24 protein-coding genes are annotated in these 24342 nt (G+C 67.2%); 8 read left to right on the forward strand and 16 right to left on the reverse strand.

Annotated features, from left to right (window positions below; translation table 11 throughout):
* Window positions 1-23 precede the first annotated feature (23 nt).
* The 5 genes from ABZS43_RS06745 to ABZS43_RS06765 are packed head-to-tail and all read right to left on the reverse strand — an operon-like array spanning window position 24 to window position 6127.
* Window positions 24-827 (reverse strand): ESX secretion-associated protein EspG, encoded by an 804-nt coding sequence (locus tag ABZS43_RS06745; protein ID WP_355034839.1) that lies wholly within the window; start codon window positions 825-827, stop codon window positions 24-26.
* On the reverse strand, window positions 824-3322 hold the full coding sequence (locus ABZS43_RS06750) for a hypothetical protein (protein ID WP_355034840.1): 2499 nt from the start codon (window positions 3320-3322) through the stop codon (window positions 824-826). The genes ABZS43_RS06745 and ABZS43_RS06750 overlap by 4 nt, the downstream gene beginning before the upstream one ends.
* Window positions 3323-3382: 60 nt before the next feature.
* The gene (locus tag ABZS43_RS06755) at window positions 3383-3856 is read right to left on the reverse strand and encodes a YbaB/EbfC family nucleoid-associated protein (RefSeq protein WP_355034841.1); all 474 of its coding nucleotides are present in this window, start codon (window positions 3854-3856) and stop codon (window positions 3383-3385) included.
* Between the two features lie 7 nt (window positions 3857-3863).
* A complete protein-coding gene (locus tag ABZS43_RS06760; protein ID WP_355034842.1) occupies window positions 3864-4205 on the reverse strand; it encodes a hypothetical protein in 342 nt (113 codons plus the stop codon).
* Window positions 4206-4231: 26 nt separating this feature from the next.
* Window positions 4232-6127 (reverse strand): hypothetical protein, encoded by a 1896-nt coding sequence (locus tag ABZS43_RS06765; protein WP_355034843.1) that lies wholly within the window; start codon window positions 6125-6127, stop codon window positions 4232-4234.
* 235 nt (window positions 6128-6362) lie between these two features.
* Between ABZS43_RS06765 and ABZS43_RS06770 the strand changes: the two genes are divergently transcribed.
* Window positions 6363-7469: a hypothetical protein gene (locus ABZS43_RS06770; protein ID WP_355034844.1), complete on the forward strand. Its 1107-nt coding sequence runs from the start codon at window positions 6363-6365 to the stop codon at window positions 7467-7469.
* Window positions 7470-7529: 60 nt separating this feature from the next.
* Here ABZS43_RS06770 and ABZS43_RS06775 read toward each other — a convergent pair whose 3' ends face one another.
* The 3 genes from ABZS43_RS06775 to ABZS43_RS06785 all read right to left on the reverse strand — a co-directional run bounded on the left by ABZS43_RS06775 (window position 7530) and on the right by ABZS43_RS06785 (window position 13162).
* Window positions 7530-7889, reverse strand: a complete 360-nt coding sequence (locus ABZS43_RS06775; protein ID WP_355034845.1) for a DUF4189 domain-containing protein — start codon at window positions 7887-7889, stop codon at window positions 7530-7532.
* A gap of 362 nt (window positions 7890-8251) precedes the next feature.
* Window positions 8252-8959, reverse strand: a complete 708-nt coding sequence (locus ABZS43_RS06780; protein WP_355034846.1) for a hypothetical protein — start codon at window positions 8957-8959, stop codon at window positions 8252-8254.
* 225 nt (window positions 8960-9184) lie between these two features.
* Complete coding sequence (locus ABZS43_RS06785) at window positions 9185-13162, reverse strand: hypothetical protein (RefSeq protein WP_355034847.1); 3978 nt, start codon at window positions 13160-13162, stop codon at window positions 9185-9187.
* A gap of 155 nt (window positions 13163-13317) precedes the next feature.
* On the opposite strand from ABZS43_RS06785, the gene ABZS43_RS06790 reads away from it, so the two are divergent.
* The 4 genes from ABZS43_RS06790 (at window position 13318) to ABZS43_RS06805 (ending at window position 16249) form a co-directional block, all read left to right on the forward strand.
* Window positions 13318-13644, forward strand: coding sequence for a hypothetical protein (locus ABZS43_RS06790; RefSeq protein WP_355034848.1), 327 nt, complete (start codon window positions 13318-13320; stop codon window positions 13642-13644).
* A 119-nt stretch (window positions 13645-13763) separates the two neighbouring features.
* On the forward strand, window positions 13764-14885 hold the full coding sequence (locus ABZS43_RS06795; protein ID WP_355034849.1) for an FtsX-like permease family protein: 1122 nt from the start codon (window positions 13764-13766) through the stop codon (window positions 14883-14885).
* Complete coding sequence (locus ABZS43_RS06800; protein WP_355034850.1) at window positions 14882-15595, forward strand: ABC transporter ATP-binding protein; 714 nt, start codon at window positions 14882-14884, stop codon at window positions 15593-15595. The genes ABZS43_RS06795 and ABZS43_RS06800 overlap by 4 nt, the downstream gene beginning before the upstream one ends.
* Window positions 15596-15637: 42 nt before the next feature.
* Complete coding sequence (locus ABZS43_RS06805; RefSeq protein ID WP_355034851.1) at window positions 15638-16249, forward strand: TetR/AcrR family transcriptional regulator; 612 nt, start codon at window positions 15638-15640, stop codon at window positions 16247-16249.
* A gap of 35 nt (window positions 16250-16284) precedes the next feature.
* Here the strand turns inward: ABZS43_RS06805 and ABZS43_RS06810 are convergent, their stop codons facing one another.
* The 5 genes from ABZS43_RS06810 to ABZS43_RS06830 form a co-directional block, all read right to left on the reverse strand.
* A complete protein-coding gene (locus ABZS43_RS06810) occupies window positions 16285-16782 on the reverse strand; it encodes a CinA family protein (protein WP_355034852.1) in 498 nt (165 codons plus the stop codon).
* 53 nt (window positions 16783-16835) lie between these two features.
* Window positions 16836-17429, reverse strand: coding sequence for a DUF6328 family protein (locus ABZS43_RS06815; RefSeq protein WP_355034853.1), 594 nt, complete (start codon window positions 17427-17429; stop codon window positions 16836-16838).
* Between the two features lie 121 nt (window positions 17430-17550).
* Window positions 17551-18228, reverse strand: a complete 678-nt coding sequence (locus ABZS43_RS06820) for a phosphodiesterase (RefSeq protein WP_355034854.1) — start codon at window positions 18226-18228, stop codon at window positions 17551-17553.
* Between the two features lie 25 nt (window positions 18229-18253).
* A complete protein-coding gene (locus ABZS43_RS06825) occupies window positions 18254-18514 on the reverse strand; it encodes a DUF4235 domain-containing protein (RefSeq protein ID WP_355034855.1) in 261 nt (86 codons plus the stop codon).
* Complete coding sequence (locus ABZS43_RS06830; protein WP_355034856.1) at window positions 18511-18927, reverse strand: hypothetical protein; 417 nt, start codon at window positions 18925-18927, stop codon at window positions 18511-18513. Before ABZS43_RS06830 ends, ABZS43_RS06825 begins: the two co-directional genes overlap by 4 nt.
* 365 nt (window positions 18928-19292) lie before the next feature.
* On the opposite strand from ABZS43_RS06830, the gene ABZS43_RS06835 reads away from it, so the two are divergent.
* Complete coding sequence (locus ABZS43_RS06835; protein ID WP_355034857.1) at window positions 19293-19955, forward strand: DUF308 domain-containing protein; 663 nt, start codon at window positions 19293-19295, stop codon at window positions 19953-19955.
* A 25-nt stretch (window positions 19956-19980) separates the two neighbouring features.
* Here the strand turns inward: ABZS43_RS06835 and ABZS43_RS06840 are convergent, their stop codons facing one another.
* Complete coding sequence (locus ABZS43_RS06840; protein WP_355034858.1) at window positions 19981-20901, reverse strand: MBL fold metallo-hydrolase; 921 nt, start codon at window positions 20899-20901, stop codon at window positions 19981-19983.
* Window positions 20902-21110: 209 nt separating this feature from the next.
* The gene (locus tag ABZS43_RS06845) at window positions 21111-21470 is read right to left on the reverse strand and encodes an Rv2640c family ArsR-like transcriptional regulator (RefSeq protein WP_355034859.1); all 360 of its coding nucleotides are present in this window, start codon (window positions 21468-21470) and stop codon (window positions 21111-21113) included.
* A 96-nt stretch (window positions 21471-21566) separates the two neighbouring features.
* Here ABZS43_RS06845 and ABZS43_RS06850 point away from each other — a divergent pair, with 96 nt between their 5' ends.
* Both ABZS43_RS06850 and ABZS43_RS06855 read left to right on the forward strand, forming a co-directional pair.
* Window positions 21567-22079: an ArsI/CadI family heavy metal resistance metalloenzyme gene (locus tag ABZS43_RS06850; protein WP_355034860.1), complete on the forward strand. Its 513-nt coding sequence runs from the start codon at window positions 21567-21569 to the stop codon at window positions 22077-22079.
* Between the two features lie 354 nt (window positions 22080-22433).
* On the forward strand, window positions 22434-23150 hold the full coding sequence (locus ABZS43_RS06855; RefSeq protein ID WP_355034861.1) for an MspA family porin: 717 nt from the start codon (window positions 22434-22436) through the stop codon (window positions 23148-23150).
* A gap of 62 nt (window positions 23151-23212) precedes the next feature.
* Here ABZS43_RS06855 and ABZS43_RS06860 read toward each other — a convergent pair whose 3' ends face one another.
* Window positions 23213-24274 carry an inosamine-phosphate amidinotransferase 1 gene (locus ABZS43_RS06860; RefSeq protein WP_355034862.1) on the reverse strand — a complete coding sequence of 354 codons (1062 nt, stop codon included), beginning with the start codon at window positions 24272-24274 and terminating at the stop codon, window positions 23213-23215.
* Window positions 24275-24342: the final 68 nt, after the last annotated feature.

A 24342-nucleotide genomic window follows, 5' to 3' on the forward strand; every position in this document is an offset into this window, starting at 1 on the left:
GACCGAGGTGCTGGTCGGCCCGATCACTCCTCGGTTTCCATATGCGATTCCATCCGCGCGAGAATCTCCTCGATCCGGTCGCGCATCCAGAGGAGCAGCCGATCGCTGCCCATGGCGGTGGCGACCGGGGCGGGATGGTCCAGGGGTATCACGTAGCGTCCGTCGTCGGGGAGATCCCGCCACAGCAGGCCCGCCTCGATCCGGCCCCGTGGTCCGTACTTGGAGTGGCCCTGCAGCACCTTGACGATCCCGGTGCTGACGGCGGGGGTATCGAAGAACGCGGCGCTGCGGGCGGTGTCGTCGTCCGGCTCGTCGTCATTGTCCGAGATCATGGAGGACGGGCGGTCGTGCTGGGGCTCGGGTTCGGTGGTGGGGAGTGCGAGGCGGATATCGTCGAGTTTGCCCGCGGCGCAGCGGGGAAGCAGTCCGAGCACGGCGTCGGCCAGGGTGTAGGGATCGCATTCGACGACGTCGAAACCACCGCTGTGCGAAAGGGTTTCGCCCGGCCGCTGGGTGATCACGTAGCCGCGTGCCCGGTGCCGGATCGCGTGCACCCTGGTGCGCGCTTCGGGATTGCCGAAATCCTGGTCGTTCCACGCGTGCGCGACGACGAAGATATCGGGTTTGGCGATCGCGCCGGCCAGAGCGTCCAGATCGTGGTCGTGTCGGCGCCGCAACTGCTGGCGGACCTGCGCCTTCTCCAGCTCGTAGTCCGCCTCGAGCCGGGTGCGGCTGGTGAAGACGAACGGCGCGGGCAGTTCGCCCTGCCGGACATCTTCGCAGAGCAGGTTGAACTCCAGGTCGGTGAATTCCCAGGTCCGATTCATGAGTCGACCACCGGCTTCACTCGGTCGGGCACCGGCCCGATGGCTTCGTCGAGGTGCACCTTCGACTGTAGGAACTTGGCGGGCTTGTGGGCGGTGTTGCCCTGGGACGCGCCACCGCCCGCGCCGGGCGATCCCATCATGGGCGCACCGGCGGGCATGCTGTCGGCGCGGGCAGCCGTGGCCGCGAGGGGATAGACCGGCGTTTCCGCGCCGGGCAGCGACGCCCGCGGGTACAGCGCGGCGCGGGACTGCTGGGTCGGCTGTTCCGACAGGCCGGCCTCCACCCCGGCTCCTCCGCCGCCGCCGCCGACACCCGCGCCGCCCGCGCCCGCGGGATCGACGGGAACCTCCCCGGACGCAGCCGCCAGCGCGGTCGGATCGAACTGCCGCAACAACTCCTGCATGCCCTCCACGCCCGGAAGTGTGCTCCCGATCTGGGTGAAGGCCTCCAGCCCCTGGGTCAGCGCCTTCCCCACCTGACCGAGGAGATCCCGGCCCGCCGAAGCGAGTGACCCGGCGCCCGTCGCCGATGCCGCGTCCGGCGACGCGAGACCCGCCCCGGCGGCCGACGTGCCGGTCGCCGCCGCGAGCGCCTGCTCATCCAGTGCGCGGGGGAGATTTTCCAGGACCGAGCGCACCCCCGCCGCGTCCACACCGCTGAGCCTGGACAGCGCGCCCTCGTCGACCACTTCCGGGATGCTGTCCAGAATCGAACGCACCTGCTCCGGCGGCAACCCGGTGAGTCCCGACAGGGTGTTCTCGTCGAGCAGACCCGGGAGATTATCGAGGACCGACCGCACCTGCGCGGGATCCGCGCCCGTGGCCCTGGCGAGGGCGTCCTCGAGAGACGCCGCGCCGGTATCGGCGCCCGGGCGGCCCGATCCCGACGACGTCCCGCCGGACGAACCGCCCGCCCCGGAGGACATCCGAGGCAGTGGCGCCGAACCGAGGGAGGCGACATCGGGCATGGCGCCGCCCGAGGAGAATTCGGGCTGTCCCGTGGGAGACACGCTGCTGCGGGGGAAGGCGGAACTTCCCGATCCGCCGGACGAACGCGTGGGTGTCGCGCTGCCGATGGATCCGGCGGCACCGCCGACGAGGCCCGCGGGATCGGTGCCGCCGCCCGCCGATTCCGCGCCGGATCCGGTGCCGGCGGCGTCGTAGCCCGCGGGCAGGGAACCGCCCGCGAGAGAGCCGTCGCCGGCCTGGCTTGCGGCGCCGGGCAGACCCGCGCCGGAACCTACACCCGAGCCGGGGCCCGAACCCGCGGAGCCGTAGCCGCCCTGTCCGGCCTCCAGGCCCTCGCGGTAGCCCTCCTGATAGCCGGTGCGGTAGTCGGTCGATGGGGTGCCTGCGCCCTGGTCGCCATAGCCCTGGCCGCCGTAGCCCTGGTCGCCCGAACCGGAACCGCCGCCCTGTTGGCCGCCCTGGCCGTTCCCGTTGTTGCCCGGTTGGTTCTGTCCCTGGCCCCCGGACGGCTGCGGGGTGGCGATGGGCCCGTCGACCACCGGCATCACCGACACCGTGTTCTTCATGCCCTCGCCGTAGTGCTTCTGCCATTCCTTGCGGTACCGCCTGGTCACCACACCGGGGCAGCAGTCACCGGGATCCGATGTCGCGGGCATGCTCAGTTTGGTGAGATATAGCCACTGCGCGGTGTAGTCGAGGTTCTGGCTCATCGCGATCATGGAGCTGATCAGCGGCTGCACCCCGTCGGAGTAGTTCTGGACCGCCGCCGCGGCCGCGGTCGCGCCCTGCCCCTCCCAGCCATCGGTGCCCGCCGAGATCACGGTCACGAAGTTGTTCAGCCTGCCCAGCAGGTCATCGGCCAGGGTGTGCCAGGTGCCCGCGGCGGCGAGCACCGGTTGCGGATCGAGATCGCGGCCCAGTTCGTACATCTCGCTGAAGCTGAGACTGTCCTTGTTCTCGATGTTGGCCGTGACGCCGGTGTCCTTCGCGCCCTGGTAGTCCTTCAACGACGAGGGGAAGCTCTCGGCGTTCGCCTTCAGGGTATGGGTTCCGCCGTTTTCGTCCTTCCACGTGAAACCGCCACTGGGCTGGTCGAATTCGGCGGCCGGAGCTCCCGGTGCCCGGTTGCCGGGGGTGTAGGGCGTCGCGGCGGTCGGCATCTTCAGCTCGCCGAGCGCCCTCAAGTTGTCGCCGGAATCGCCGTCGGCGGTCGCGTACGCCCTGCCCGCGGCGATGTAGGTCTCGCCCATATCGGTGACGATCTTCGCGTGGTCGCCGAGGATGGTGTGCAGGCGGGAACCCTTGGTGGTGAACGCCATTGCCAGTTGGGCGCCGGAGGTCAGTGTGCCGATGGGGGCGAAATTGTTCAGCCGCAGGTCGGTCACCGCGGCGGCCATCCCGAGCAGATCATCGACCAGGTCGGCGGCTGCTTTGGCCGCGGCCAAGGCATTGGCCGCGTCGAACTTCAGATACCCCGCCTTCGCCTGGTTCTCCAGGCCGGACCACGTGTTCGGTTCGAGGGCCATCGTCACCTTTCTTCGTCGGGGATCGGATCCCGGCTTCTTGTGGTGTCCACTGCCGGTATGTCAGTCGTCGTTGTCGGCGACCATCGACCGCGACCCCGTGGCAGCGGAATCGTCGGCGGGCCAACGGGTCGGGTCGGGTGGCGTCGTCGGCGGGGCGGGTGCGGTCGGCAGCATCGCGCCCAGGTCGGGTGCGCCCTCGACGATTTCCGAGAGCTTCGGCAGCGCGTTCCTGCGTTCCAGCAGCGGCGTCATCAATTCCCTTCCGCGAGCGGCCACTTCGGCGGCTGCGGCCTGCACGGCCGCCGTGAGATTCGCGGCGATCTCCTCGAGGCTCAGATCGAGGACGTCGTCGGCGAATTTCGTGGCGATCAGGACACCGTCGGCGTTCACCATCACCTCGATGCGCTTCTCGCAGGCGGTCACGGTGGCCGTGAGCAGCGAGCGCTGCTTCTGCAGTTCGGCGATTCCGCGGAACTGCTCGCCGAGGCCGTCCAGCATCGTCGCCATATCCGCGCGCAAGCGGTCGTTCACCATGAGACGCTCACCCGTTTCCCCCGCCGAACTGCCCGCCGGATGCCTGATCGGTGTTGGTCAGCGCGTCCGATGCCTCGCGCTGGCCCTCCGACATGTCGTGCAGCGCCTGTGCCGCCCCGGTCGCGCCGTCGAGCAGATTCTTCCGCGCGGCCTGGTAACCCTTGTCGCCCTCCGCGAACTTCTTGCCCCGCTTGTCATTTCCCCAGGGCGCGGTGGTGGCGTCGGATTCGATGCCCGCGAGGGCGTTGCGGAGTCTGTCGGCGGTTGCCGTGATCTTCGTCGACAACTCCGCGGTCAGCTCCGAGGCCCGGCGCAACTGCTGAGGGTCGACCTCCACGCGATCGGCCATACGGCACTCCCTTCGATGTCGGCGGTCTAGAGGGTGAAAGGAATATCGACGTCCTCGGGGCCGACGGCGTCGGCCCGCGCGTCGGTCTCGGGGGACAGCGCCGCGGGCAGCCAGTCGCTCGGCTGCGACCCGACCCCGGAAGGCGGCGTGTAGGCGCCGGGTAGCGGCTCCACCGACGGCCACAGTTTCGGGCGCGGCTTGCCGCGCACATCCTTGCCCTCACCGAGGAACGGTTGGTCGGCGCCGGTGACGATCGGGTTTCCGTGTGTGCCTGCCGTACCGCTTGTCTGGGATCCGGTGGAGTACGACCCCCCGCCGTTCGGGTCGGGCGGCGCGTGTCCGGCGGAGATGGACGACGCGGGTGACGCACCACCGGGCGGGAGGGGCGCGGGTGGAAGCGGCGCTCCCCCCTGAAATCCCGTGCCGCCGGGCGGCGGGCGTCCGGTCGTGCCCCAGCCGTCCACCGACGACTCCCACGAGGTAGGTGGCCTGCCGACGAAATGGCCGGACTGTCCGCTGCCGACAGCCGTCGCGTAGCTGGAGGTCGATCCCGTGGACGAGCCCGAGGACGAGCCCGAGGACGAGCCCGAAAACGTGCTCACGGCATCGTGATACACCGTCCGGCCCGATCCCGCGCCGACGCTGCCGCCGCTGGATCCGCCGCTGGATCCGCCGGTGGCCTCGTAGTACACGGAGCTGCCCGAGGACGAGGAGCCGTCGCCGCGGCCCGCCTGGGTCGACGTACCGCTGCCGCCCGCGATCGATGATCGCCCGTCCTGGACACTCGTCGACCCGCCGGTGGTCGCCGACGAGGACCCGCTCCCGCCCGTGCCGGTGGATGATCCGTCGTTGACCGGCGGGCGTGCGGTATTGCCGGGCGCGGGTTTCGGCATCCACACGTAGGAGCGAATGTCCCCACGCCCCGGGGGAATCGGGGTTCCCAGGGCGAATCCGCCGCGCGCCCCGCCGACGATGCCGCCGCGCGCGATGCCGCCGACCCAGCCGGCACCGGAGGAGAACGACGACCAGTCACCGGTGACCGCGCCCGCCGCCACATTCCCGAAGGCGGTGCCGACGGCGCCGGAGGTGCCGCCGATCACGGCGCCCCGGCCCACGCGGCCCGCCACATTGTCGAGATTCTTGCCCGCGACTTTGTCGATGCCTTTTCCGAGATAGCGGCCGACCTCGCGGCCGGGGATCATGCCCGCGACGCCCGCGAGGACCGACAGCCCGAACTCGCCGCCGTTGAAGTGGCGGCGCTTGCCCGCCGCGAGCTGGCCGACCTGCACCGATCCATTGATCGTTCCGGTGATGGCGGCGGCCTCGATCGCCCGCACGCCGTAGACGCCGTACCCCTTGGCCGTCGGCAGCACCGGCCGCAGCCGCGCCGCGTGGGACCAGAAGTGCCGCTTGACCGTCGGGGCGCCGAGTCGAGCGGCGATATTCGTGATGATCTTCTGGACGAAATCCTCGAACACCTTGAGGAATGACCGGGTCGTGGTGATCGCGGCCGCCTCGACCGCGGGTGCGGTCGGCGGGAACACCCACGCCCACAGGATCTCGACCGCGAGCCAGACCAGGGTCACTATGACGGTGATCTTGGTCGCCTGGATCTCGGTGCCCATGTCGAAGGCGCTGTCGCTGACCGTGCCCATCAGTTTCGCCAGCGCCTCCACGGATTGATCCCCGCTGCGCAGGGTGTCGTAGCGGGCCCCCATCGCCGCGCCGCCGTCCCCGGCCGGGTATGCCGCCACCGTGGCCTGTTCGGCCGCGTCGATGCCCGCGAGCAGCGCCTCGAGTTCGTTGCTCGCCGTCTTCCACGCCTCCGCGACCGCCCATGCGGCGTCCTCGTCGCCCTCCGGCCAGGTCGTGCCGGCCACCCAGGCCAGCCACTGCAACCCGTCCGGCAGGTAAAGGGTCACGACCGCTCCGCGGTGGACCCGAAACGTCCTCTCGGATTGCTCAGCACAGCTGTCCTCCTCGGCGGTCGATGTCGTCGGATTAGACCGCAGGAAGTTGAACCCTCATCGACGCGCAAGCGAATTCTGCTCGCGCACAGCATGGGTCGAGAAGCGGAATACGAAACCCAGCTGTCGGCAACACCGTTCGTTTCCCGCCGGATGATAGCCTGCGCCGCGATCGAGGAGGTGCCATAACGTGACCGGAGACGAAGAGCCGACCGAGGGCCGATCAGCGCCGCCGGATGCGATGAGCCGCAGGATCGCCGAGCTGCTGACCGGGCTCGGTCCGCAGGGCGGCAACGAGATTCACGCGGTATTCGTGCTGACGGTCGCCGCCGAGCTGGCCTCGGTCGTCGCCGTCGACGACCAGGACCGTCCGGTCCAGATTGTGCCGCCGGAGGAGGTCATGGCGCTGGTCCGCCTGCACCGGGAGGCATCGGCCGCCCGGCCCGAGGGGCCGTGGTGGCGCTACCTGCTCGTGGTGTCGGCCTCCGGTGAGGTGCGGACCGACTACGACTTCGGCGACGAACCGTTCCCCGACGAACACCTCTTCCCCGCCGAGGTCTATCGCGCGGATCTCGAGGTTTTCCCGCGCGACCGGCTGCCGGTGTGGCTCGCCGCCTACATCGATCACGCCGATCGGCAGTCGCGGCCAGCCCAGACGGCGGCGCGGGCCGAGCCGGGCGGGGCGGTAGTTGAGGACGGTCTGCCCGCGCTGCCGTTGATGGTGGCGCGCTGGGCGTTGCTGTCCGCGGCATTCGTGGCGGCCGGCTCCCCGTGGGGCCCGCGGGTCCTGCCCGCGTTGGGCTTGTTCGAGGGCGCCGAGCGCAGCGGCTCCTCGCTCTGGATCATGCCGGGCGATCGGGCCGTCCTATCCGGCGGAGTGTGGAACGCCCCGGTCCTGGACGCGGTCTACAACGCCGGAGCGCCGATGCCGGACCTGTACGCGGGCGCGCCCGCATGGGTGGCGAATCCGATGCTGAACCCGCGCGCGGGCACCGGCCTGCTGTCCTTCTGCTACTGGTGGGATCGCGGCCGGTGGTACCGCGGGGACTCACCGGCCGCGGGCGAGGTCGCCGCGGCGGTACCCGGTGTGTGGAGCCGGGAGAGCGCCGCCGCCATTGTGGCCGCGCTGAGGGAGGACGAACCGGGGGCCGGGGCCCGCGAGGCGGCGCTCGGGCTGGTGCAGGCCGCCGATCGCGGGGAGATCGGACGTTCCTCGCTCGCCGCGGTTTTCGGCGAGGGGGATATCGATGATGCCTACCTCCAGTTGATCATGGCGGGTGTGGCGGTCGACGAGTGATTGTCCGGCCTGCCGCAGCGTTCTGGATCGATACTGGGCAGGCCGGGCGCAGGTGAATTCTTACGAAGTGCACACCGAGGCAATGACGTAGGAATCGGTGTAGCGGCGTGAGGCTTGTTCGGCTTCGGCGCGGGTTGCGCCGTACCCGCCGGTGTACATGCCCGCACCGGGTGAATCCGATACGGCGCCGCACCGGGTGAACGATACGAGTACGGTGCAGTCCGAATACCCGCACTCCGAGCGGGCGGCTTGTTCGGCGCTGGCCCGCGACGGATAGTTCCAGGCTTGGCCGGTGGCGCCATTTCCTGATACCGCGATCGCACCATAAGTGGTGTAGGCGTGCGCGGGTGCCGGAGCGGCGAGCAGACCCGATACACCGAGTGCTGCGATGGCAATAGCTTTGGTGAAGATTCGTTGCATGATCTTTTGACCTCGTTTCGAAATGTGGATTCTCGAAATGGGAATCCGTAGCCGCCGTGCGGCCTGATTCCCGAGAATCGAGTCGATCCGGCCGCACTAACAAAAAAGTAGGTTCAGAGCCGAAGCGGCACGAGCATCGATTTCGACGAAGGTTATGAAACCGCTGGTCAGGGCGGATGGGCGGGAATTCCTGACCGTAAGTGTGAAACAAGGTCCGGGTTCCGGTCCGGAAGCTGAATCGAGCTCCGGGAAGTGACATCAGGTGTGCTGCGACGGTTTCCGCCTGATGCCCTCAGGATGTCCGGAAAGGACGGTGGCCGCGGGCGAAGAAGTCTCGCCCGCGGCCTGTCACTGATAGCGAATCAGCGTGTGGCGAGATGGAATCCCGCGCCGATCCCGCCGATTTGGTCGAGGTCGGCCAGAATTGCCGATATCGAGGTGGCAGTCGAGGTCATCCAGAGTGTGCCGATGAGTGTGCTGCCCGAAAGGACCGGCGCCCCGGAATCTCCCGGGCTTTCGATCAGGGTGGTAATGAAATAGGGACCGCTGTGGCCCAACATGATTCCGCAGGTTCGGCCCGTGCGGCTGCCGTGCCTGCAGACGGGTGCGCCGGGCGGCGGGGGCGGGCCGATATCGGTCACGGGTGTGGCGCCGACAGATGCGGACGGGGCGACTTTGGTGGAATCGAAGACGATGACGGCGTAGTCGAGGCCGACTCCGGATGGCCCCGGCGCGACGGGATTGCCGGGACCGATGACCGCGACGTGTCCGATGGGCCCGATGCCGACGTCGATGAAGCCGGTCTGTCCGGGTCTTTCGAGGTAAATGGCGTCATAGAGCCATTGGTCGCCGAAGTTGTCGTAGAAGCAGTGCGCGTTGGTGATCCCGATCAGTCGGCCGGCGTTGTCGTAACCGACGGCGGTGAGCGTGCAGCTATAGCTGAATCGCGAGTGCTGTTGCGGTACACCGTGGAGCGACAGCAGTGCGGTACCGCTCCCGATGGCGACGCGATCGTCGGCGTGAGCTGTCATCGTTCGGGTGATCGCGATCGCCGCGAGCAGTGCGGTCACGGCGACGCGGGCCGCACATCTGATCCACCGTGCGCCGCACGGTATTCGGTGACGACGCACAGGCGGGCTGCTACCGGCTGCGGCCACGACGATATCCACGCATCACCTTGGCAGCGGACACGACAGGTCTCTTTCTCACGGCGGAGCGGACGGGGCTCGGGTCGATATGACCGGTGTCGATGACCACCCGGACGGTGCGCCTACCCCCCACCTCGCCGCGACATTCTATCGAGATTCCCGGCACGGTGGTCGGTATGGCCAGCCAGGTAGGTCGGCCTGCCATATCTTTTCGGTCAGGACCTGATTCGCGACGGTGCAGATGCGCTGATCGGCGTTGCGCGGGTCGATATCCCAGAGGCTGAGTGTGCCGTTTCCTACCCCGGTGAGGTATCGCCCCGCGAGATCGAAGGAGACCCACCACGTTTGCGTACCGGGAAGGGTGATCGAACGTCCGAAAGGTCGGGGGCGAATATGATCGGAGAAGTCCCACAGCTGGACCGAAGAGTCCGAGCTGCTGGTCGCGATCCATCGGCCGTCCGGACTGATGTCCACAGATGTCAAGTTGGGCCCGTGGGTGGCGACGGGTTCCGCGACCTTACCTATCGTGCGCTGACTGATGTCCCACGCCTGCAGAGCGTCGGCCGACAGCGTCAACAGATTGTTCCCGTCGGGTGTGATGCCGATCCAGGTGAATGGCTGTGACGGTGCGCTGCGAATCTCTCCGAGCTGTCGCGGTGCCCGAATGTCGCTGATATCCCAGAGTTTGATCGCCTGCTGCCGTTCACCGGCGTTGCCTGTGTCGACGTCGGCCGACGTCACCAGGACGCTCGCGCGATCATCGATCGCCAGGCTCACCGATCCGCCGATGGCGCCGAACGGTATCGGGGCGCCGGTCGGGGTCGGGTGCCGAGGGTTCGCGAGATCCCACAGTCGGAAGGTCCACTGGGTGTCGAACGACGCCGTGAGCAGTGTGCCGGTCGGCAAGATGTTGCCGTAGGCCGTATTCGGCACGCCGAACAAATGCTGTGGTCGGCCCGCGGACGTTATGTCGTAGGCATCGATGTGCTGGGGCGGGCCGTTGGTGAGAATCACGGTGCGACCGTCACGACTCAGACTGGGGGAGACGAAATCGGTTTTACTATTCGGCCCGAGGTCGCCGATCTCCCTGGCAGTGCTGCGATCGCTGATATCCCAGAGGCGGGTGTCGCTGTGCAGCCCCGCGACCAGCATCCGTCCGTCGAGGCTCTGGGTCTGCAACAACCCCAAGTCGTGACGGCCCCCGATCACCGCGGGCGGCAGCGACCACATGCGGACGAGTCCGTGCCCGGCACCGACGGCCAACGTATGGTCGTCGGAGCCGAAACTGAGTGTGGTGGTCAGGTTGTCGCAGGTCGTCGTGCCCAATTCCACGTTCGAGCACGCATCCGACAAGGCGACGAGTGGTTCACCCAGGGGGATGGGGTGAGATCGATTCGCGATATTCCACACGGTGACCCGGTTACCGTCGGCTACTGCGAGCGTGGCGCCGTCGGGCGAGAATGCGATCGCGCGCGCACTGGAACGATGTCCGATCTCGAATGGCGGGCCAACGGACACCGGGCGTTCGGGGTCGGTGAAGTCCCACAATGCCACTGTCGCCGGATCGGACCGGTCCGCCATCAGTGAGTCGTCTCCGAATCCGACGGCGAGGGTACGCCCATCGAGGCCGAAGGCCAGAGATCGTGGCGCCCGCGCGGGAAGCGCGACCACAGGTCCAGGGGTCGCAGCCCCCGACACCGACGTCGGGTCCGGGATCGACCACATACGGACGGCGTCGTCGGTGGCTACGGCCAGCCACCGGCCGTCGGGGTGCAATCCGATCGACCGAACGGCGGTGTCGGATCGCGGGATACTCAGCGTTTCCGGAAACTCGGGTTCGCTCACGTCCCACAAGCCAAGAGCGCCGGAATCCGCGGCTGCGGCCAGGATTCGACCGTCCGAACTCATGGCGACTCGGCTCACCGCGTCATCGGCCGTGATCGTGCCGACGTGGACAGGGCGGGACGGATCGGTGATGTCCCACAGCCGGATCGATGTACCGGATGCCGCCGCGAGCAGCGTTGCGGCGTTGTTCACTGCGATAGAGCTCACCGGGCCACCGTGATCGAGTCCGGAGCCCAACGGTCGTGGAGCCGTGAATTCCGAGACATCCCAGAGGCGTACGAGGTGGTCGTCGCCGGCGGATATGAGGAGTTTGCGATCGCGGACGTACTGGATCTGGTTCACCGGTGCGGCATTGTGGGCGGCTATGGGCGCGGCCAACGGCATGTTCTGGGTTGCCAGTATTCGTGTACGGACATTGTCGTCGTCCGGTTTCAGTCGGAGGGCGGACAGATCGAACAGCGCGGAAAGAGTGGGGTCGGTGCTGCGCGTATATTCCGACGCGGCCAGTATCGATGCCAGCAATTCCTTGTCGCGCCGGATCGTGTTCTCGCGGTTCTGCGCGTAGGCGGCGAGACCGAGTACCAACACAACCACCAGCAGCAACGCCGCGGCGGCGACGCTGGCTCCGAGCACACGGCGAGCCCGTGCTCGTGCCCGCTGCGCCGCGGCGAGGAATTGCGCGGCGATATCGGACAACGGGTGCGAACCGAGCACGGCCGAGGTCAGGCGTTTGCCCCGGTACAGCAGTGTCGGATCATGTTCGGTTCGATCCCATTCCGCGGCATCGGATTCGATCTGCTGGCGCAGCAGGTGACCGACTTGATCCTGTTCGACCCAGCCACGTAGCCTCGGCCACGCGCTGAGCACGATCTCGTGGGTGAGGAACACGCTGTCGCGATCAGTGGTGAGCAGGCGCGCACGGGTCAGCTGCTCCAACGCGGCCTCGGCGGCGGCTCGCTCGGTGGAGTGCGCCAGCAGTTGGGTGCGCGGTACCCGACGGCGGCTGCTGTGCCCGTCCGGAGCGAGGTACACGAGATCGAGCAGCAGCAGTCGCGCCGCGCGCCGCTGGTCGTCGGTCAGGTCTGTCCACGCGCGCTCTGCGGTGGCCTCGATCGAACCCGCCACCCCGCCCGCGGCACGGTATCCCTCGGCGGTCAGTGTTCTTTTCACCCGATGCTGCCACGTGGCGGCCATGACGTGCGACAACAAGGGCAGCGCACCGGGATCGTAGGTGCGGCGGTCGTGATGTTCACTGAGCGAGCACAACTCGGTGACAACCAATTCGGTCAGCCCGCGATCCAGTTCCAGGCCCGCCGCTCGGGTCGGGCCGGACACGGCCTCACGGAGCTCGGCCAACCGCATCGGCCCAAGCACATAGGAGCGCTTGTTCAAGGCTTGTTCCAGCGCCGGGTATTCCAGGCACTGAGCGAAGAAGTCAGCACGCACCGCCGCCACCACCGCGACCGAGCGGTCATGGCGACGGGTGGCGAGGACGGCGAGCCTATCGATGAATATCGCGCGCTGTTTGTTGTCTTCGCAGACGGTGAACAGTTCCTCCAGTTGATCGATGACCAGCATTGCCCGCCCACCGGCGGCCCACTGTGCGTCGGGCAGGCCGAGCGCGGAGGTCAATGCTGTGGTCGGGTCTGCGCCAGGGACCAGCGAGGCGTATGCCCAACTGTCGCCGGAGTCGTCGGCCCCGTCGATGAGGGCGGGCACGACTCCGGCGTGCAGCAGCGAAGATTTCCCCGCGCCAGAGGCGCCGACGAGTATCACCATGCCTCCGGTGTCGACAGAATCGGCTGAGACACGGATCAATTCGGTCAGTTCGGCGGTGACCGCGTCACGACCGAAGAAACGCCGTGCATCCTCGCGTCCGTAGGCGGCGAGTCCCGGATAGGGACAGTTCAGCTCATCGACGGGGGGACGCCACTGTATTGCCGCCTCCCACAACGTCTTCCACTCGGCAAGGTCCGTGAGTTCCTGACATCGAATCGGATCGTGCTCTGCCTTACCCGCGTAGAACCGCAACGCCAGCACGACGAATCGGACCGGCTCGAAATCCTTGGGCACATTCGCCCCGGCACGCCAGGCGTGTATGCGCTGGAAGTTGACAAGAGGTTTCGCGCCACGAGGTCGCGCCCCCTTCGCGCCGGCATCGGCTCGCTCGGCGACCTGCTTCAACGGAGGGTTGCCCGCAAGCGCGAAAAGCTCCGACAGGCGCTCGGCGAAGACCGCCCGAGGTGAGTCCGCATCGCTGTCTGTCGTGATGGAACTCACCCCTGCCCGCCCCGAACGTTCTCGTATTCCCCACTGCGGCCGTAACTCTCACCGGCGCAGTCGAGCATAACTCGTGAGCGTCACCGAATCCGGTGTTGACGTCGAATCGGAGGGGGTACCTAGCTGCGCTACAGGCAGTCTCGGCGATTCTCGCGGTGACGCTCGGTGGTCACGGCGGCTCGGCGCGGCGGTGGCCCCTGTCGTTCGTCGGCACGCTGGCGCACGTGTACGGGATCACCGTATGGCTCGGCGGCGTCGCGATGATCTTCCTGGTGCTTCGCGGCGTGCCGGAGCTTCGACGATGGCATGCGGTCGCCGTCGGACACGTTCTTCCGCGTCGCATCGGAGTGGTCGCCGGACGGCCGCGCGCCATCGCCATCGAGACGGGGGTGGCGGTGGCGGTGCTGGTCGTATGTGGCCCGGCTGCCGGTGAAGTTGGCCGCCGCCGTCGACGAGAACGGATCGCTGGTGTGGCGCAGTGACCGGCTCATCGTCCCCGCGCCCGGTGAATGGAAGCGGTACCCCTCGGCCGAGAGATAGAAACAGGTTGTCGCTATCATGCGGACATGATGTTTCCAACCTTCTTCGGGAGGCAGCCGAGATGTTCCTAGCCATTCGAGAACTGCGTTTCGCCTGGGTCCGATTCACCCTGGTGGGAGCCGTTATCTCACTGATCGCCGTACTGATGGTGATGTTGTCGGGCTTCTCCGAGGGGCTGGTCCGCGACGGCGTCTCCGGACTACAGCAGTTGCCTGTCACCTCCTTCGCCTTCGCTCGAGGTGTGCAGACCGATTCCGCGTTCTCCCGCAGTGTCGTCGACCAGGACGCGGTCGGCGTGTGGGCCGAGCGGCCCGGCGTCGAGCATGCCGCGCCCTTCGGTAACGCGCTCATCAACGCCCGCAGCGATTCCGGCGTCGAGATCGACCTCGCGCTGTTCGGCGTGCAGCCGGATTCGTTCCTCGCCCCGCAGGTGGCGGCCGGTGATCGGTTGGGCGCACCCGATGGCCTCGTTGTCAGCGAGACGGCGATCGACGCCGGGCTGAAGATCGGCGACACCATCACCGTCGACCGGGTGGGCACGACATTGACAGTGGTCGGCTCCCTGTCCGGGCAGCACACCTACGGTCACGTGGACGTCGCCTATGTGCCGCTGCCCGTGTGGCAGGAGATCAGGGCCGGGGTCAAACCGGGTGACCCGGTGCCCGCGCACGTGCACCGCGAAATCACCGCGGTCGCCGTGCAAGGCGATGACGGAGTCGACCTCGAGGCGGGAGACCTGGCCGCGGGCACGAAGAGCCTTTCGCTGTCCGAGTCGTTCGCCGCGTCTCCCGGCTACAGTGCCGAGACGCTGACGCTGACCATGATCCAGGTGTTCCTGTACGCCATCTCCGCGCTGGTGGTCGGGGCGTTCTTCACGGTGTGGACCATCCAACGGCGGCAGGAACTCGCCGTGCTGCGCGCGATGGGAGCCCCGACCAGTTACCTGCTCCGCGACGGGCTGACCCAGGCGCTGATCATCCTGGTGCTCGCGGTGCTGGTCGGCGTCGGCGCGGGTGTCGGCCTCGGCAGCCTGATGGGCGACGCGGTCCCGTTCTCGATGACCGTGTCCGCGATCGGCTCGGCAGCCGCGCTGCTCGTCGTCCTCGGCGTCGTCGGCGCCGCGGCCGCCATTATCCGGATCGCCTCGGTCGATCCGCTCACCGCACTGGGAGGCAACCGATGACCACCGCTGCGCAGGTCGAAGACGCGAACTCGGCCGATGTCGCGGCCGGATTGGTGATGCACGAGGTCAGCTTGCGATTCGGCGACGGCGACGACACCATGCTGGCGCTGGATCGCGTCTCGCTCACCGTCGCGCCGGGCGAATTCGTCGCGGTCGTCGGCCCGTCCGGCTCCGGCAAGTCGAGCTTGCTGGCCGTGGCGGGTGCGCTGACCCGGCCGGATTCCGGGACGGTGACCGTCGCCGGACAGGATATGACCGCGTCCAGTGGCCGCGCACGCGCCGCGCTACGCCGTAACCTGGTCGGCTTCGTCTTCCAGTCCGGCAACCTCATTCCGGCGTTGACCGCTGCCGAACAGCTTCGGCTGCCGACGAAGTTCAGCAAGGGACGTCCGGCGCGCGACCCTCTCGAACTACTCGGCGAGGTCGGCTTGGCGGAGAAGGCGAACCGTCGCCCGCACCAACTCTCCGGCGGCGAGCGGCAGCGCGTAGGCATCGCCCGAGCCCTGATGACCTCACCCACGCTGCTCCTGGTCGACGAGCCGACCGCGGCACTCGACCGAACTCGCAGCCGGGAAGTGGTCGAACTACTCGCAGAGGAGACTCGAACGCACCGGGCGGCGACCGTCATGGTCACCCACGACCACGAGGTGCTCGGCCACTGCGACACCGTGTACGAGATGATCGACGGGAGACTGGCACGGCTCGATTGACCGGGAGCGTGCCGCCGTATCGTCAGAGGGGAACGCTCGTAGATGCCGAAAATCCAGGCCGCCACCGTTGCCGAGCATCGCGCCGCGCAGCGCAGGGCCATCCTGGACGCGGCACGTGAGCTGCTCGCGGAGGGCGGCAGCGAAGCGCCGGGCCTGGCCGCCGTGGCCGAGCGGACAGGTCTGGCGCGCCCGAGCGTGTATCGCTACTTCCGTTCCAGGGACGACCTCCTGGAGGCCGTCATCGCCGACAGTTTCCCCCGCTGGTCGACGGCCGTCCTGGAGCGGATGGACGGCGTGGACGACCCCGGCGCGCGAGTGCTCGCCTACGTCGACGCCAACCTGCACCTGGTCGCCGCGGGCGAGCACGCCGTCGTGCGCGGGCTCGCCGCGGTCGTCCCCGGCGAGCGACTCGCCGAGGACAGCCGAATCCTGCACGAGCGGCTGCGAATACCGCTCACCGAAGCCGTCGCGGCCCATGGCGCCGACGACCCGGAAGGCATGTCCGACCTGATCCAGTCGATCGTCCTCGCCGCGAGCAGGATGATCGAGAACGGCGCGGAGGAAACGCGTGTCCGCGCTCTCGCGCACCAATTGCTCGGGCCCTACCTGCGCGAGGGTCGGAGGGTGGGGATGGCGCCGCCGCCGACGAGATAGTCGGCCTATGACACCGGTCCCCTGCGTCAACGGGATCAGCTCTTGTCGACCATTTGATTGAGCGCGTACAGCTCTTCGGCGGCGGCGAGTAATAGTCGGACCGCGTGGTCGACGGTCTGCTCGACCACGCGTTCGGGACCGCCGTCGAACTGCTGGTGCGAGGCGAAGTGCGTGTCACCGAAGGCGACGGAGAACCACACCGATCCGGGCGGGTGGCCGTCCTGTGGATCGGGTCCGCCCGCGCCGGTCACGGCCAGGGCGAGGGCGGCTCCCATCATCGACTTGACGGCCTCTGCCATGGCATCGGCGGCTGCCTCGCAGACAACGGGCCCCTCGGGTACGTCGAGGACGTGGTGTTTGACGTGGCGCGAGTAGGCCACGATGCCGCCGCGAAACCAGGTGGCGGCATCGGTGGCCGCGCCGAGTGTGGCGGCGAGCCTGCCCGCGGTCAGCGATTCCGCGACGGCGATGGTGAGATCGGTTCGCTTCGCGACGTCGGCCAGTTCCTCGGCGACAAGTTCGACTCCGGTCATCAGCTGTCCTCCTGTTGTCGTTCGTGGACCCCTCGGGAAACCGCGCGAGCGGATCAACCGTCGTGGGAGCGTTGCGCCCACGGAATGACGAGCCAGACGGTAGTGAACAGCAGGGCGGAGGTGACTCCCGCCGCGATCGCAGGGAGCGGGCCCGCTACGACATCGAAGATCAGTATCGCGACTCCGGTGAGCGCGACACCCAGGAGTACGAGCCCGATCATGGCGTAGCGATGGGCGCTGCGCACGACCTGATCGAGGCGGTGTCGGCGGAACAGTACGCGATGGGCGGCGACCGGAGCGGTGAGGAAAACCGTTGCCGCGATGGATGCCGCCACCACCAGTAGGTAGACGCTTCGCATGGGGGTGGACACGCTGGCGAATCGGCTCTGGAACGGCAGAGTCAGCAGGAATCCGGTCAAGAGTTGCACGCCGGTCTGGACCACCCGTAGTTCCTGGAGCAGGCTCGAGAGATTGCGGTCGAGTTGTTCGGTCGGGTTCTCCCCGCGGACACGACGGTCCCAGCGGCGGGCGTCCTCGGTGCCGGCCGGGTGCGCGACGGTCGTGGCCGAGTCCACCGCCTCGGGGCGGTCGTTCGCACTCGAGGGGGTGTAGCCCGGGGTCGGGCTTTCGGGTGGCGAATCAGTCATCGAGGTCTCGTATAGGGGCACGGGTGTTGACACGCATACCCGGTTTCGTCTCGGCGAATCGGGCGAGGAGGCGCTGTCGCCGGTATCGGGCGGCCGTCGTCGGATGCGCCGATTCGGTCCGTCAGCTCGGTTCTCCGCGGCCCGCGCGGCTGCCCTGGTAAGCGAATTCACGGATGCGGCTGATCATTTCGGGTTCGAGCGCGACGTCGGCGGGGTGGTTGAGTATCGGGTCGAAGAAGTCGGTTCTGTGTTCGTGGGAGTCCGCGTGGTGCAGAACCAGTTCACCTACCCGCCGCGGCGGTGTATTCACCCCGCTGGCGGTGATCTCGAATCTCAGATGATGATCACGCAGATGTTCGGTCATGGCCGCGAGGGAGGCGGAACTCGGCTGGTCCGGGTCGGGTTCGGCGAACAACCACACGAGGTCGGCGTCACCGAAGCGGTACGGAAGCAGGGCGCCGTACTCGGCGCTGGCCCACCCGCGGGCCACGGTGATCACGAAACGCCCTACGAGGCCGCGACCCGTTGTCGCGAGCGCGAAATCCCACGGGTGCTCATCGCGATCCAGCACCCGAAAGGCGAGCCCCATGACATCCGGCAGATTCTTCGGCGTGCCGGCTCCTTTGGAAATCCGGGCGATGACCGCACGTTCGCCCGAACCGAACCACGGCTCGAATTCGGCATCGGCGTGGAAACGCCCCGACAGTTGGATGCCATCGGGATGAAAGACGCGCGCGTGACGGACGCGCGCGCCGACATCGAAGACGGATTTCACGAGGGTGGAAAGGTGTACCTGCATGGAATCTCCTTCGGGGGCGAACTCCCTATTCGTCCGGCCACGTACCTGTCAGCCGCTGGTAACCGGTGGCGCCCGCGCGATCGATCGCGGCCTTCACCAGCCCGAAAATCGCGCCCTGTAGGGCGGCGGCGATCAGCACCTCACGCCAGCTGTAGCCGTGGGCGGTGGCGCGGGGAGCTCGATCCTCCCCGCTGACCCGGCGCCACACCCGCGTGAAGACCGCATTGGCCGCGATGGCGCCGATAACGCCGACGATCATGCCGAGCGGCTTGTACAACGTGGTCATGACCGCCTCCGCCGCAGGATGGTCCAGGTGAGGACTGCCGCTGCCCCCGCGGCCAGCACGGCGACAGGCACGCGGTTCCTGCGTGCCGAATCCGCGACCTGCTTGCCCACGTCCTCCAGCGGTTCCGATACCGACGGCGTGGCGTTTACCGACGGCGTGGCGTTGTCGATCAGGTCTCCCGCTCGAGTCCCGGCGTGGTCCCCGGCCTCGACCACCTGGTCCCCGGCCTCGACCGCACGGTGTCGCGCCGCCTGCGTGGTCTCGTGGATCTCGGACTCGGCGCGCGCGGGAACAGCGACATCGTCGCTGAGCTCGGAGACGGCCTGTTCGAGTTCCTCATAGTCACGGTCACGGTCACGGTCTTCGGGAATCGCGTCAGGGGTATCGGGGAGGTCGGGTCGCTCGTCGGTCATCGTCGGCTCCCGTCTCCTACGCCAGCCCCTCTGTCGGCGATTTCCCGCCGAGCCAGCCGTATCTCCTGCGGCACCAAGCGTGTCGAGTGCGTCGACGCGTCAACTACCGATTCCGGCACCGAACGTGCTTCGGTGTCCGGTCGGCTCTCCGTGGGTCGAACCATGGGACCTCACCTCCTGCATGCCGCCTACCCGTCGATGACAGGGCGAAACAGGAGTGCTGTCGCAGGAGCGTCGCCACTGGCGTCCGTCCGGAGCGTTCGGTGCGGCGATGGCGCCGAATCGTTGGCGCCGAATCGTTGGCGCCGAATCCATGGCGCCGAATCGATCCGTGTCGAATGCTCGGGAGCGGGCATTCCTGCCGCATGGTGACGATTCGCTCCCGCCTTCCCGCCACGACGGGTCGGCTGTTTTCGCGTTCCTATGACGGTGGTGCGCCCGCGGCGTCTTCCGGGAGGCAGGCGGCTTCGCGGGTCCGCGGCGGACGGGAAGCTGTTCTGCTACTCGGCATCTGCTCGGCGGCGCTCGGCTTGCTGGTCGCGGTGTGGCCGGGCAAGTCGGACTCTTCGCTCGGGCTGTTGTTCGGTCTCGGTGTCGCGGTCAGCGCCGGAGTGCAGGTATTTCTCGCGGTCCGTGCGCGTTTCGCGATGCCGTTGCGCGCGTTGCTGTTGCTGAGCGGCGTGCTGTCGGCGTGGCTGGCGGTGCTGTGCCTCAGCGGCGGCAGTTCGGTGGCCGTGCTGTCGATGTGGCTCGGGCTGAGCTGGGCGATAGCCGGTGTCAGCCAGGCGACGGTGTCGGTGTGGGACGAGCGGTTGGCCGAACCTGTCCGGCACGAACTGGTCGGGGTCGCGACAATGCTCGTGGGTGTCGTCGTGCTCCTGTCGCCACTGGAATCGGCGACGGCGCTGGGGTTGGTGGCCGCGGCGGGACTGGTTCTGCTCGGTTCGGCGAACCTGGCATTGGCCGGTGTCGGGCGCGGCGCGGCGCACATTGCGTGGACGAATCGGATTCCTGTGTCGCACATCTGAATTCACGGATGTCACCTCGGCGAAATCACCTGTGTGCGAATGGATCGATCTCCTGCCACGCGGCCGGTATCGCCGTATACAGGCCGTCGCGCCGACTTCGGTCGACCACGAAATCCAGCGCCGATGTGACGTCGTCCATGACATGGCGCATCGGGCGCAGCGGGCGATCGAGCGGAACGAAGAAGTCGTCCCAGTGCACCGGCAGTACAGTCGTCGCGCCGGTCGCTGTCACGATATTGCTCCAGTACTCCGAGCGGAAGCGCTCGGACTGTCCGCCGAGTTTGCCGACGCTCAGATACACGGTGTCGGCCTGTCTGCCCTCGAGTTTGCCCGCCACGTAGTTGGCGCTGGCATGTACGTGCACGGTTCCGGTGGGGTGTCCGAAGAATATCGAGTAGCAGTCGTCGGACCGCCAAGCCCGGTATCGGGCGGGTGGTGTCAACGGGGCGTCGATACCACCGGGGGCCACATCGCCGGGACTGTGCGGTCCCGAGATCACGGTGACGTCGAAATCGCCGAATACGAAGGTCTGTTCATCGCGAGCTGGCCGCAATAGTCGTTCGGCCAATCCGTGACCGCGGCCGAGATTCATCGTCGATTCCGAGCCGATCAGCGGTGCGTCGAAGCGGGCGGCGATGAGCGGCGCGTCCAAGGCGTGGTCGTAGTGCGCGTGTGCGCATATCACCGCGTCCAGCGAGTCGATACCGGCTCGGGCCAGGCATGCGTCGACAATTTTCCGATCCGGTCCGATCCGGGTCGTCGCGACCCGCCGCAGTGACGGACGGCTGAAGAATCCGTCGACCAGAAGCGCTGTTCTGTCGTCGCGGATCAGCACGGTGCTCGTGCCGAGAAATGTCGTTCGGACGGGGCCGGATCGGCGGTCGGCCGAGTCGGTCCATTCCGGGTAGTGGTGCATCGCCGGACGGGAAAGCGAAAGTCGTGGCATCAGAATTCACCACTCGCGTCGGGCCTGCCGAGGATTCGACCGGGAACGCTGTCGAATGTGGCATCCGGGATGGAAATGGTGGAGATTCGATTCACGCGCCGACTGTAGCGGTGCCACCGGGGCTCAGGTGGGCACGAAGCCGATGTGGCGGTCGAGAAGTGCGAGCTGGTCGGCGAGATGTCCGGTGTATTCCGGGGATGTGGGAAACGTCAGGTGCAGCAGTTGGGGTCGAGCACCAGGCATAGGGCGCTGAGCGCGTCACGTCGGGCGCGGTGGAAGGTGTTCATACCGCGCCGTTCGGACTCGACCAGGCCCGCTTTGCGTAGTTGGCCGAGGTGATGGGAGACCGTCGACTCCGAGAGTGTCACCGCGGCGGCGAGATCTCCGCCGTTCTCTCCCTGCTTCGGGCTGGTCAGCAGCAGCGACATCAGTTTCACCCGAACCGGGTCGGCCAGCGCTTTGAGCCGCAAGGCGACTTCCAGGGCGGCGTTGTCGTCGATCGGGGCCGCCGCGACGGGCGAACAGCAGACGGGGGCGGACATGTCGATCACGGGTAACGCCTTGGGCATGGAACCAACACTACCTACTTTATTGACATATGTCGAAAAGGTGGCAGACTCGGGACTGTCAGTTCTTCGACATATGTCACACAAGTGGAGGTTCTCATGTCTCGCGTCCAGCTCGCCCTCAATGTCGATGACCTCGAGCAGGCGGTGCGGTTCTACTCGACCCTGTTCAACGCCGAACCGGCCAAGCGCAAGCCTGGCTACGCCAATTTCGCCATCGCCGAGCCGCCGCTGAAGCTGGTGCTGATCGAGAACTCCGGTCACGGCGGCAGTCTCAACCATCTCGGTGTCGAGGTGGAATCCTCCGAGCAGGTGCATTCGGAGATCGCCCGGCTGTCGCAGGCGGGAATGTTCACCGAGGAGCAGATCGCCACGACCTGTTGTTTCGCCACCCAGGACAAGGTGTGGGTCACCGCACCGGACACCGAACGGTGGGAGGTCTACACCGTGCTCGCCGACAGTGAAACCTTCGGCGCCGCACCGCAACTCAGCGACGCCGAAGCGGTGCGGGTGTGCTGCGGCACCGCCGAGCAGGCCGCCGCCGATAGCGCCTGCTGCGGTAGCGAGCCCAAGGGCGAGGCCGTCGCCTCGGGCGAATCCTGCTGCGGCTGACCGCACGCGGTGGGCGAATTCGCCGGGCGTTCGCGCGCGCTCCGGATTCGACATTTGTCGATATCGATGTATGTCGAATCCGGAGTTGCCGTCGACCGGCGTGGTCGTCCCCGCCCCCGCGCGGTCTTCGGGAATCGGAGGCGTTCTCGGCGCCTCGGGCGGTGATGGTTATGCTTGCCGCCTGGTTCCGCGCGCCGGTTGCGTCGAAATCGCCGGTGCGGTACTAAATACCGTGAATGATCTGCTCGGCCGATAGAGTTCGGATCCGCACACACCGCAGGGAGTCGGCGGCGGTCGTCGGTGTGCGAGTCCGTTGTGAAAGTTCCTATTCGACTATCACTCGACCGGAGCGTAATGAACCGCAAGCCTTCCCATGTCCTTGTCATCATCACCGCAGTGATCGTCGCGATTACCGGTGCTGCCTCCGGTGTCGATACCGAGGCCCGGGCGGAGCCGGGGGAGGTCCACTCCGGTGCACTGCACATGGTCGCCTCGGTGGGCGGCAATACCGTGACGCCAGCCGCCAATATCGCGATGGGCGTACCCTTCGTGCATTCGGTCAAAGTATCCGGAGACTATTCGGTCGCTTTGGACGGCGCCACGCTGCGTGGCGGGGAAATCGTCGCCGGATACCTGATCGGTTGCGCCGTGGATATTTCCAATGGCATCTCGATAGGTATCTCCCCGAGTGTGAATGTCGGCGTCGCGATCGCCCCCTCTGTCGGTGTCGATTTCGGCGTGGATCTCGGCTTGGCGATAGATGCTCCGCCGACCGTGGGGGTCAGTGCCGGTGTCGGGTTCGCTATCCAGCCTTCCGTCGGTGTCGATATGGGCCTGGCGGGTGAGCTCGCGGTGAATCTGGCGCCGGGCACGGTCACGGCGGCGGTGATCGGCGCGGCAGCGCTGGACGCGGACGCGACATTCCCATACACCTTCGCGCACACCAATACTCCGCTGAGTGTCAACGGATGCCTCGCGCCCGCCTCGGCGATGCCGTTCATCACCGTCCGGGCCGACGCGAGGAACGGCACCGCGCAGACGACGGGCTATGGCGCGGTCTTCACATTCTGAGGCGACCCGACTACCCCCGGCCGGGCCGGAATCCCGCCCCGCTGGTCCGGACTGGAGGACTACTACCCCGAGAGGTAGTCCTCCAGTCCGCCTTCGCGGACGGTGTCCACGGTGAAACAGTGGAATCCGCCGCCGAAGAGACGACGATGGCGATGCTGGACCGGGACCACTGTCATGCCGCGCGATTCCAGCAGCGCGATGAGTTCGAGGTGGGCCGAATTGACGAGCACGGTCTCGGCGTCGATCGAAAGCAGGTTCATATCGATGAATTTGCTGGTGAGCACCAGATCGTTGTCGTCGTAGGGCGGGAAACCGTCCGCGGCCGGTTCGGGATAGTAGATACGGTCCCATTTCTGGAGTGCGGCGGGCAGGCGATCGATGATTTCGGGTGAGCGGGCCAGCAGCAGACCGGGCCGAAGCGGCAATACCGTGCTGTCGATGTGGTCATCGCTGAGTCGGTAGATTCGATGGATCCGGAAACGATCCCCGAAATGCCGTGCGAGCCACTCGTAGGCGAGTTGGTGATGAGCGGTCGACACATTGACGAGGACGTCCTTGCCGAAGCGCAGGATCTGGGCGGCGTCCATCATCATTTCGAAGCCGACGTGGTACGGCGAGTCGTCGGGACGACCGGTGGGCCGGAGTTCCTCGTCGGCTGAACCGCTGCCGTCGGCATAGGAGAAGTCGAACGATCCGTCGGTCATGAGTGGTCGCGGCATCACCGACCATCGCGCGCCCTGGTTGAAGTAGTCCATGAAAACCGGCTTCAACAATTGGTTCTCGAAGTAGCGCGAACGCATCATCGGCGGGGTCTCGACGATCTCGTCGCCCATGATGATCACGTTGTCGCGCACATTGAGCGCGGGGATCATCGTCGCCGACCATGCCGGAGTCCGTACCTCGGGAACCGCGGGTCCCAAGTCGAGCGGACGGCGGACAGTGACGGAAAGCGATTCGAGCGTTTCGACGAGACCCGCGATGTCCTCGTTCAATTCGTCGACGTGCCGTTGCGCGATGGTGATTCTGGACCGCCCGTCGCCCCCGGCCGGAGGCGAGAACGGCGGATAGAGCCACGGCTTGCGGGAGAGGTCGTTATCACCGGAAATGTTCTCGTGAAGAAACATGTCGAAGGTGAGTTCGCGCTCGTGTGTCGTGTAGTTCAGCCCCGATCCTACGATTACTTCGCGTAGCG

It is taken from the genome of Nocardia sp. NPDC005366 (assembly GCF_040606855.1).
Lineage (GTDB): Bacteria > Actinomycetota > Actinomycetes > Mycobacteriales > Mycobacteriaceae > Nocardia.

What these genes read in the sequence shown, in the direction of transcription:
- ABZS43_RS06745 (WP_355034839.1), bottom strand. Translation starts at nt 827, where the DNA reads ATGAATCGGACCTGGGAATTCACCGACCTGGAGTTCAACCTGCTCTGC.
- ABZS43_RS06750 (WP_355034840.1), bottom strand. Translation starts at nt 3,322, where the DNA reads ATGGCCCTCGAACCGAACACGTGGTCCGGCCTGGAGAACCAGGCGAAG.
- ABZS43_RS06755 (WP_355034841.1), bottom strand. Translation starts at nt 3,856, where the DNA reads ATGGTGAACGACCGCTTGCGCGCGGATATGGCGACGATGCTGGACGGC.
- ABZS43_RS06760 (WP_355034842.1), bottom strand. Translation starts at nt 4,205, where the DNA reads ATGGCCGATCGCGTGGAGGTCGACCCTCAGCAGTTGCGCCGGGCCTCG.
- ABZS43_RS06775 (WP_355034845.1), bottom strand. Translation starts at nt 7,889, where the DNA reads ATGCAACGAATCTTCACCAAAGCTATTGCCATCGCAGCACTCGGTGTA.
- ABZS43_RS06795 (WP_355034849.1), top strand. Translation starts at nt 13,764, where the DNA reads ATGTTCCTAGCCATTCGAGAACTGCGTTTCGCCTGGGTCCGATTCACC.
- ABZS43_RS06800 (WP_355034850.1), top strand. Translation starts at nt 14,882, where the DNA reads ATGACCACCGCTGCGCAGGTCGAAGACGCGAACTCGGCCGATGTCGCG.
- ABZS43_RS06805 (WP_355034851.1), top strand. Translation starts at nt 15,638, where the DNA reads ATGCCGAAAATCCAGGCCGCCACCGTTGCCGAGCATCGCGCCGCGCAG.
- ABZS43_RS06810 (WP_355034852.1), bottom strand. Translation starts at nt 16,782, where the DNA reads ATGACCGGAGTCGAACTTGTCGCCGAGGAACTGGCCGACGTCGCGAAG.
- ABZS43_RS06815 (WP_355034853.1), bottom strand. Translation starts at nt 17,429, where the DNA reads ATGACTGATTCGCCACCCGAAAGCCCGACCCCGGGCTACACCCCCTCG.
- ABZS43_RS06820 (WP_355034854.1), bottom strand. Translation starts at nt 18,228, where the DNA reads ATGCAGGTACACCTTTCCACCCTCGTGAAATCCGTCTTCGATGTCGGC.
- ABZS43_RS06825 (WP_355034855.1), bottom strand. Translation starts at nt 18,514, where the DNA reads ATGACCACGTTGTACAAGCCGCTCGGCATGATCGTCGGCGTTATCGGC.
- ABZS43_RS06830 (WP_355034856.1), bottom strand. Translation starts at nt 18,927, where the DNA reads ATGACCGACGAGCGACCCGACCTCCCCGATACCCCTGACGCGATTCCC.
- ABZS43_RS06835 (WP_355034857.1), top strand. Translation starts at nt 19,293, where the DNA reads ATGGTGACGATTCGCTCCCGCCTTCCCGCCACGACGGGTCGGCTGTTT.
- ABZS43_RS06840 (WP_355034858.1), bottom strand. Translation starts at nt 20,901, where the DNA reads ATGCCACGACTTTCGCTTTCCCGTCCGGCGATGCACCACTACCCGGAA.
- ABZS43_RS06845 (WP_355034859.1), bottom strand. Translation starts at nt 21,470, where the DNA reads ATGCCCAAGGCGTTACCCGTGATCGACATGTCCGCCCCCGTCTGCTGT.
- ABZS43_RS06850 (WP_355034860.1), top strand. Translation starts at nt 21,567, where the DNA reads ATGTCTCGCGTCCAGCTCGCCCTCAATGTCGATGACCTCGAGCAGGCG.
- ABZS43_RS06855 (WP_355034861.1), top strand. Translation starts at nt 22,434, where the DNA reads ATGAACCGCAAGCCTTCCCATGTCCTTGTCATCATCACCGCAGTGATC.
- ABZS43_RS06860 (WP_355034862.1), bottom strand. Translation starts at nt 24,274, where the DNA reads ATGTTTCTTCACGAGAACATTTCCGGTGATAACGACCTCTCCCGCAAG.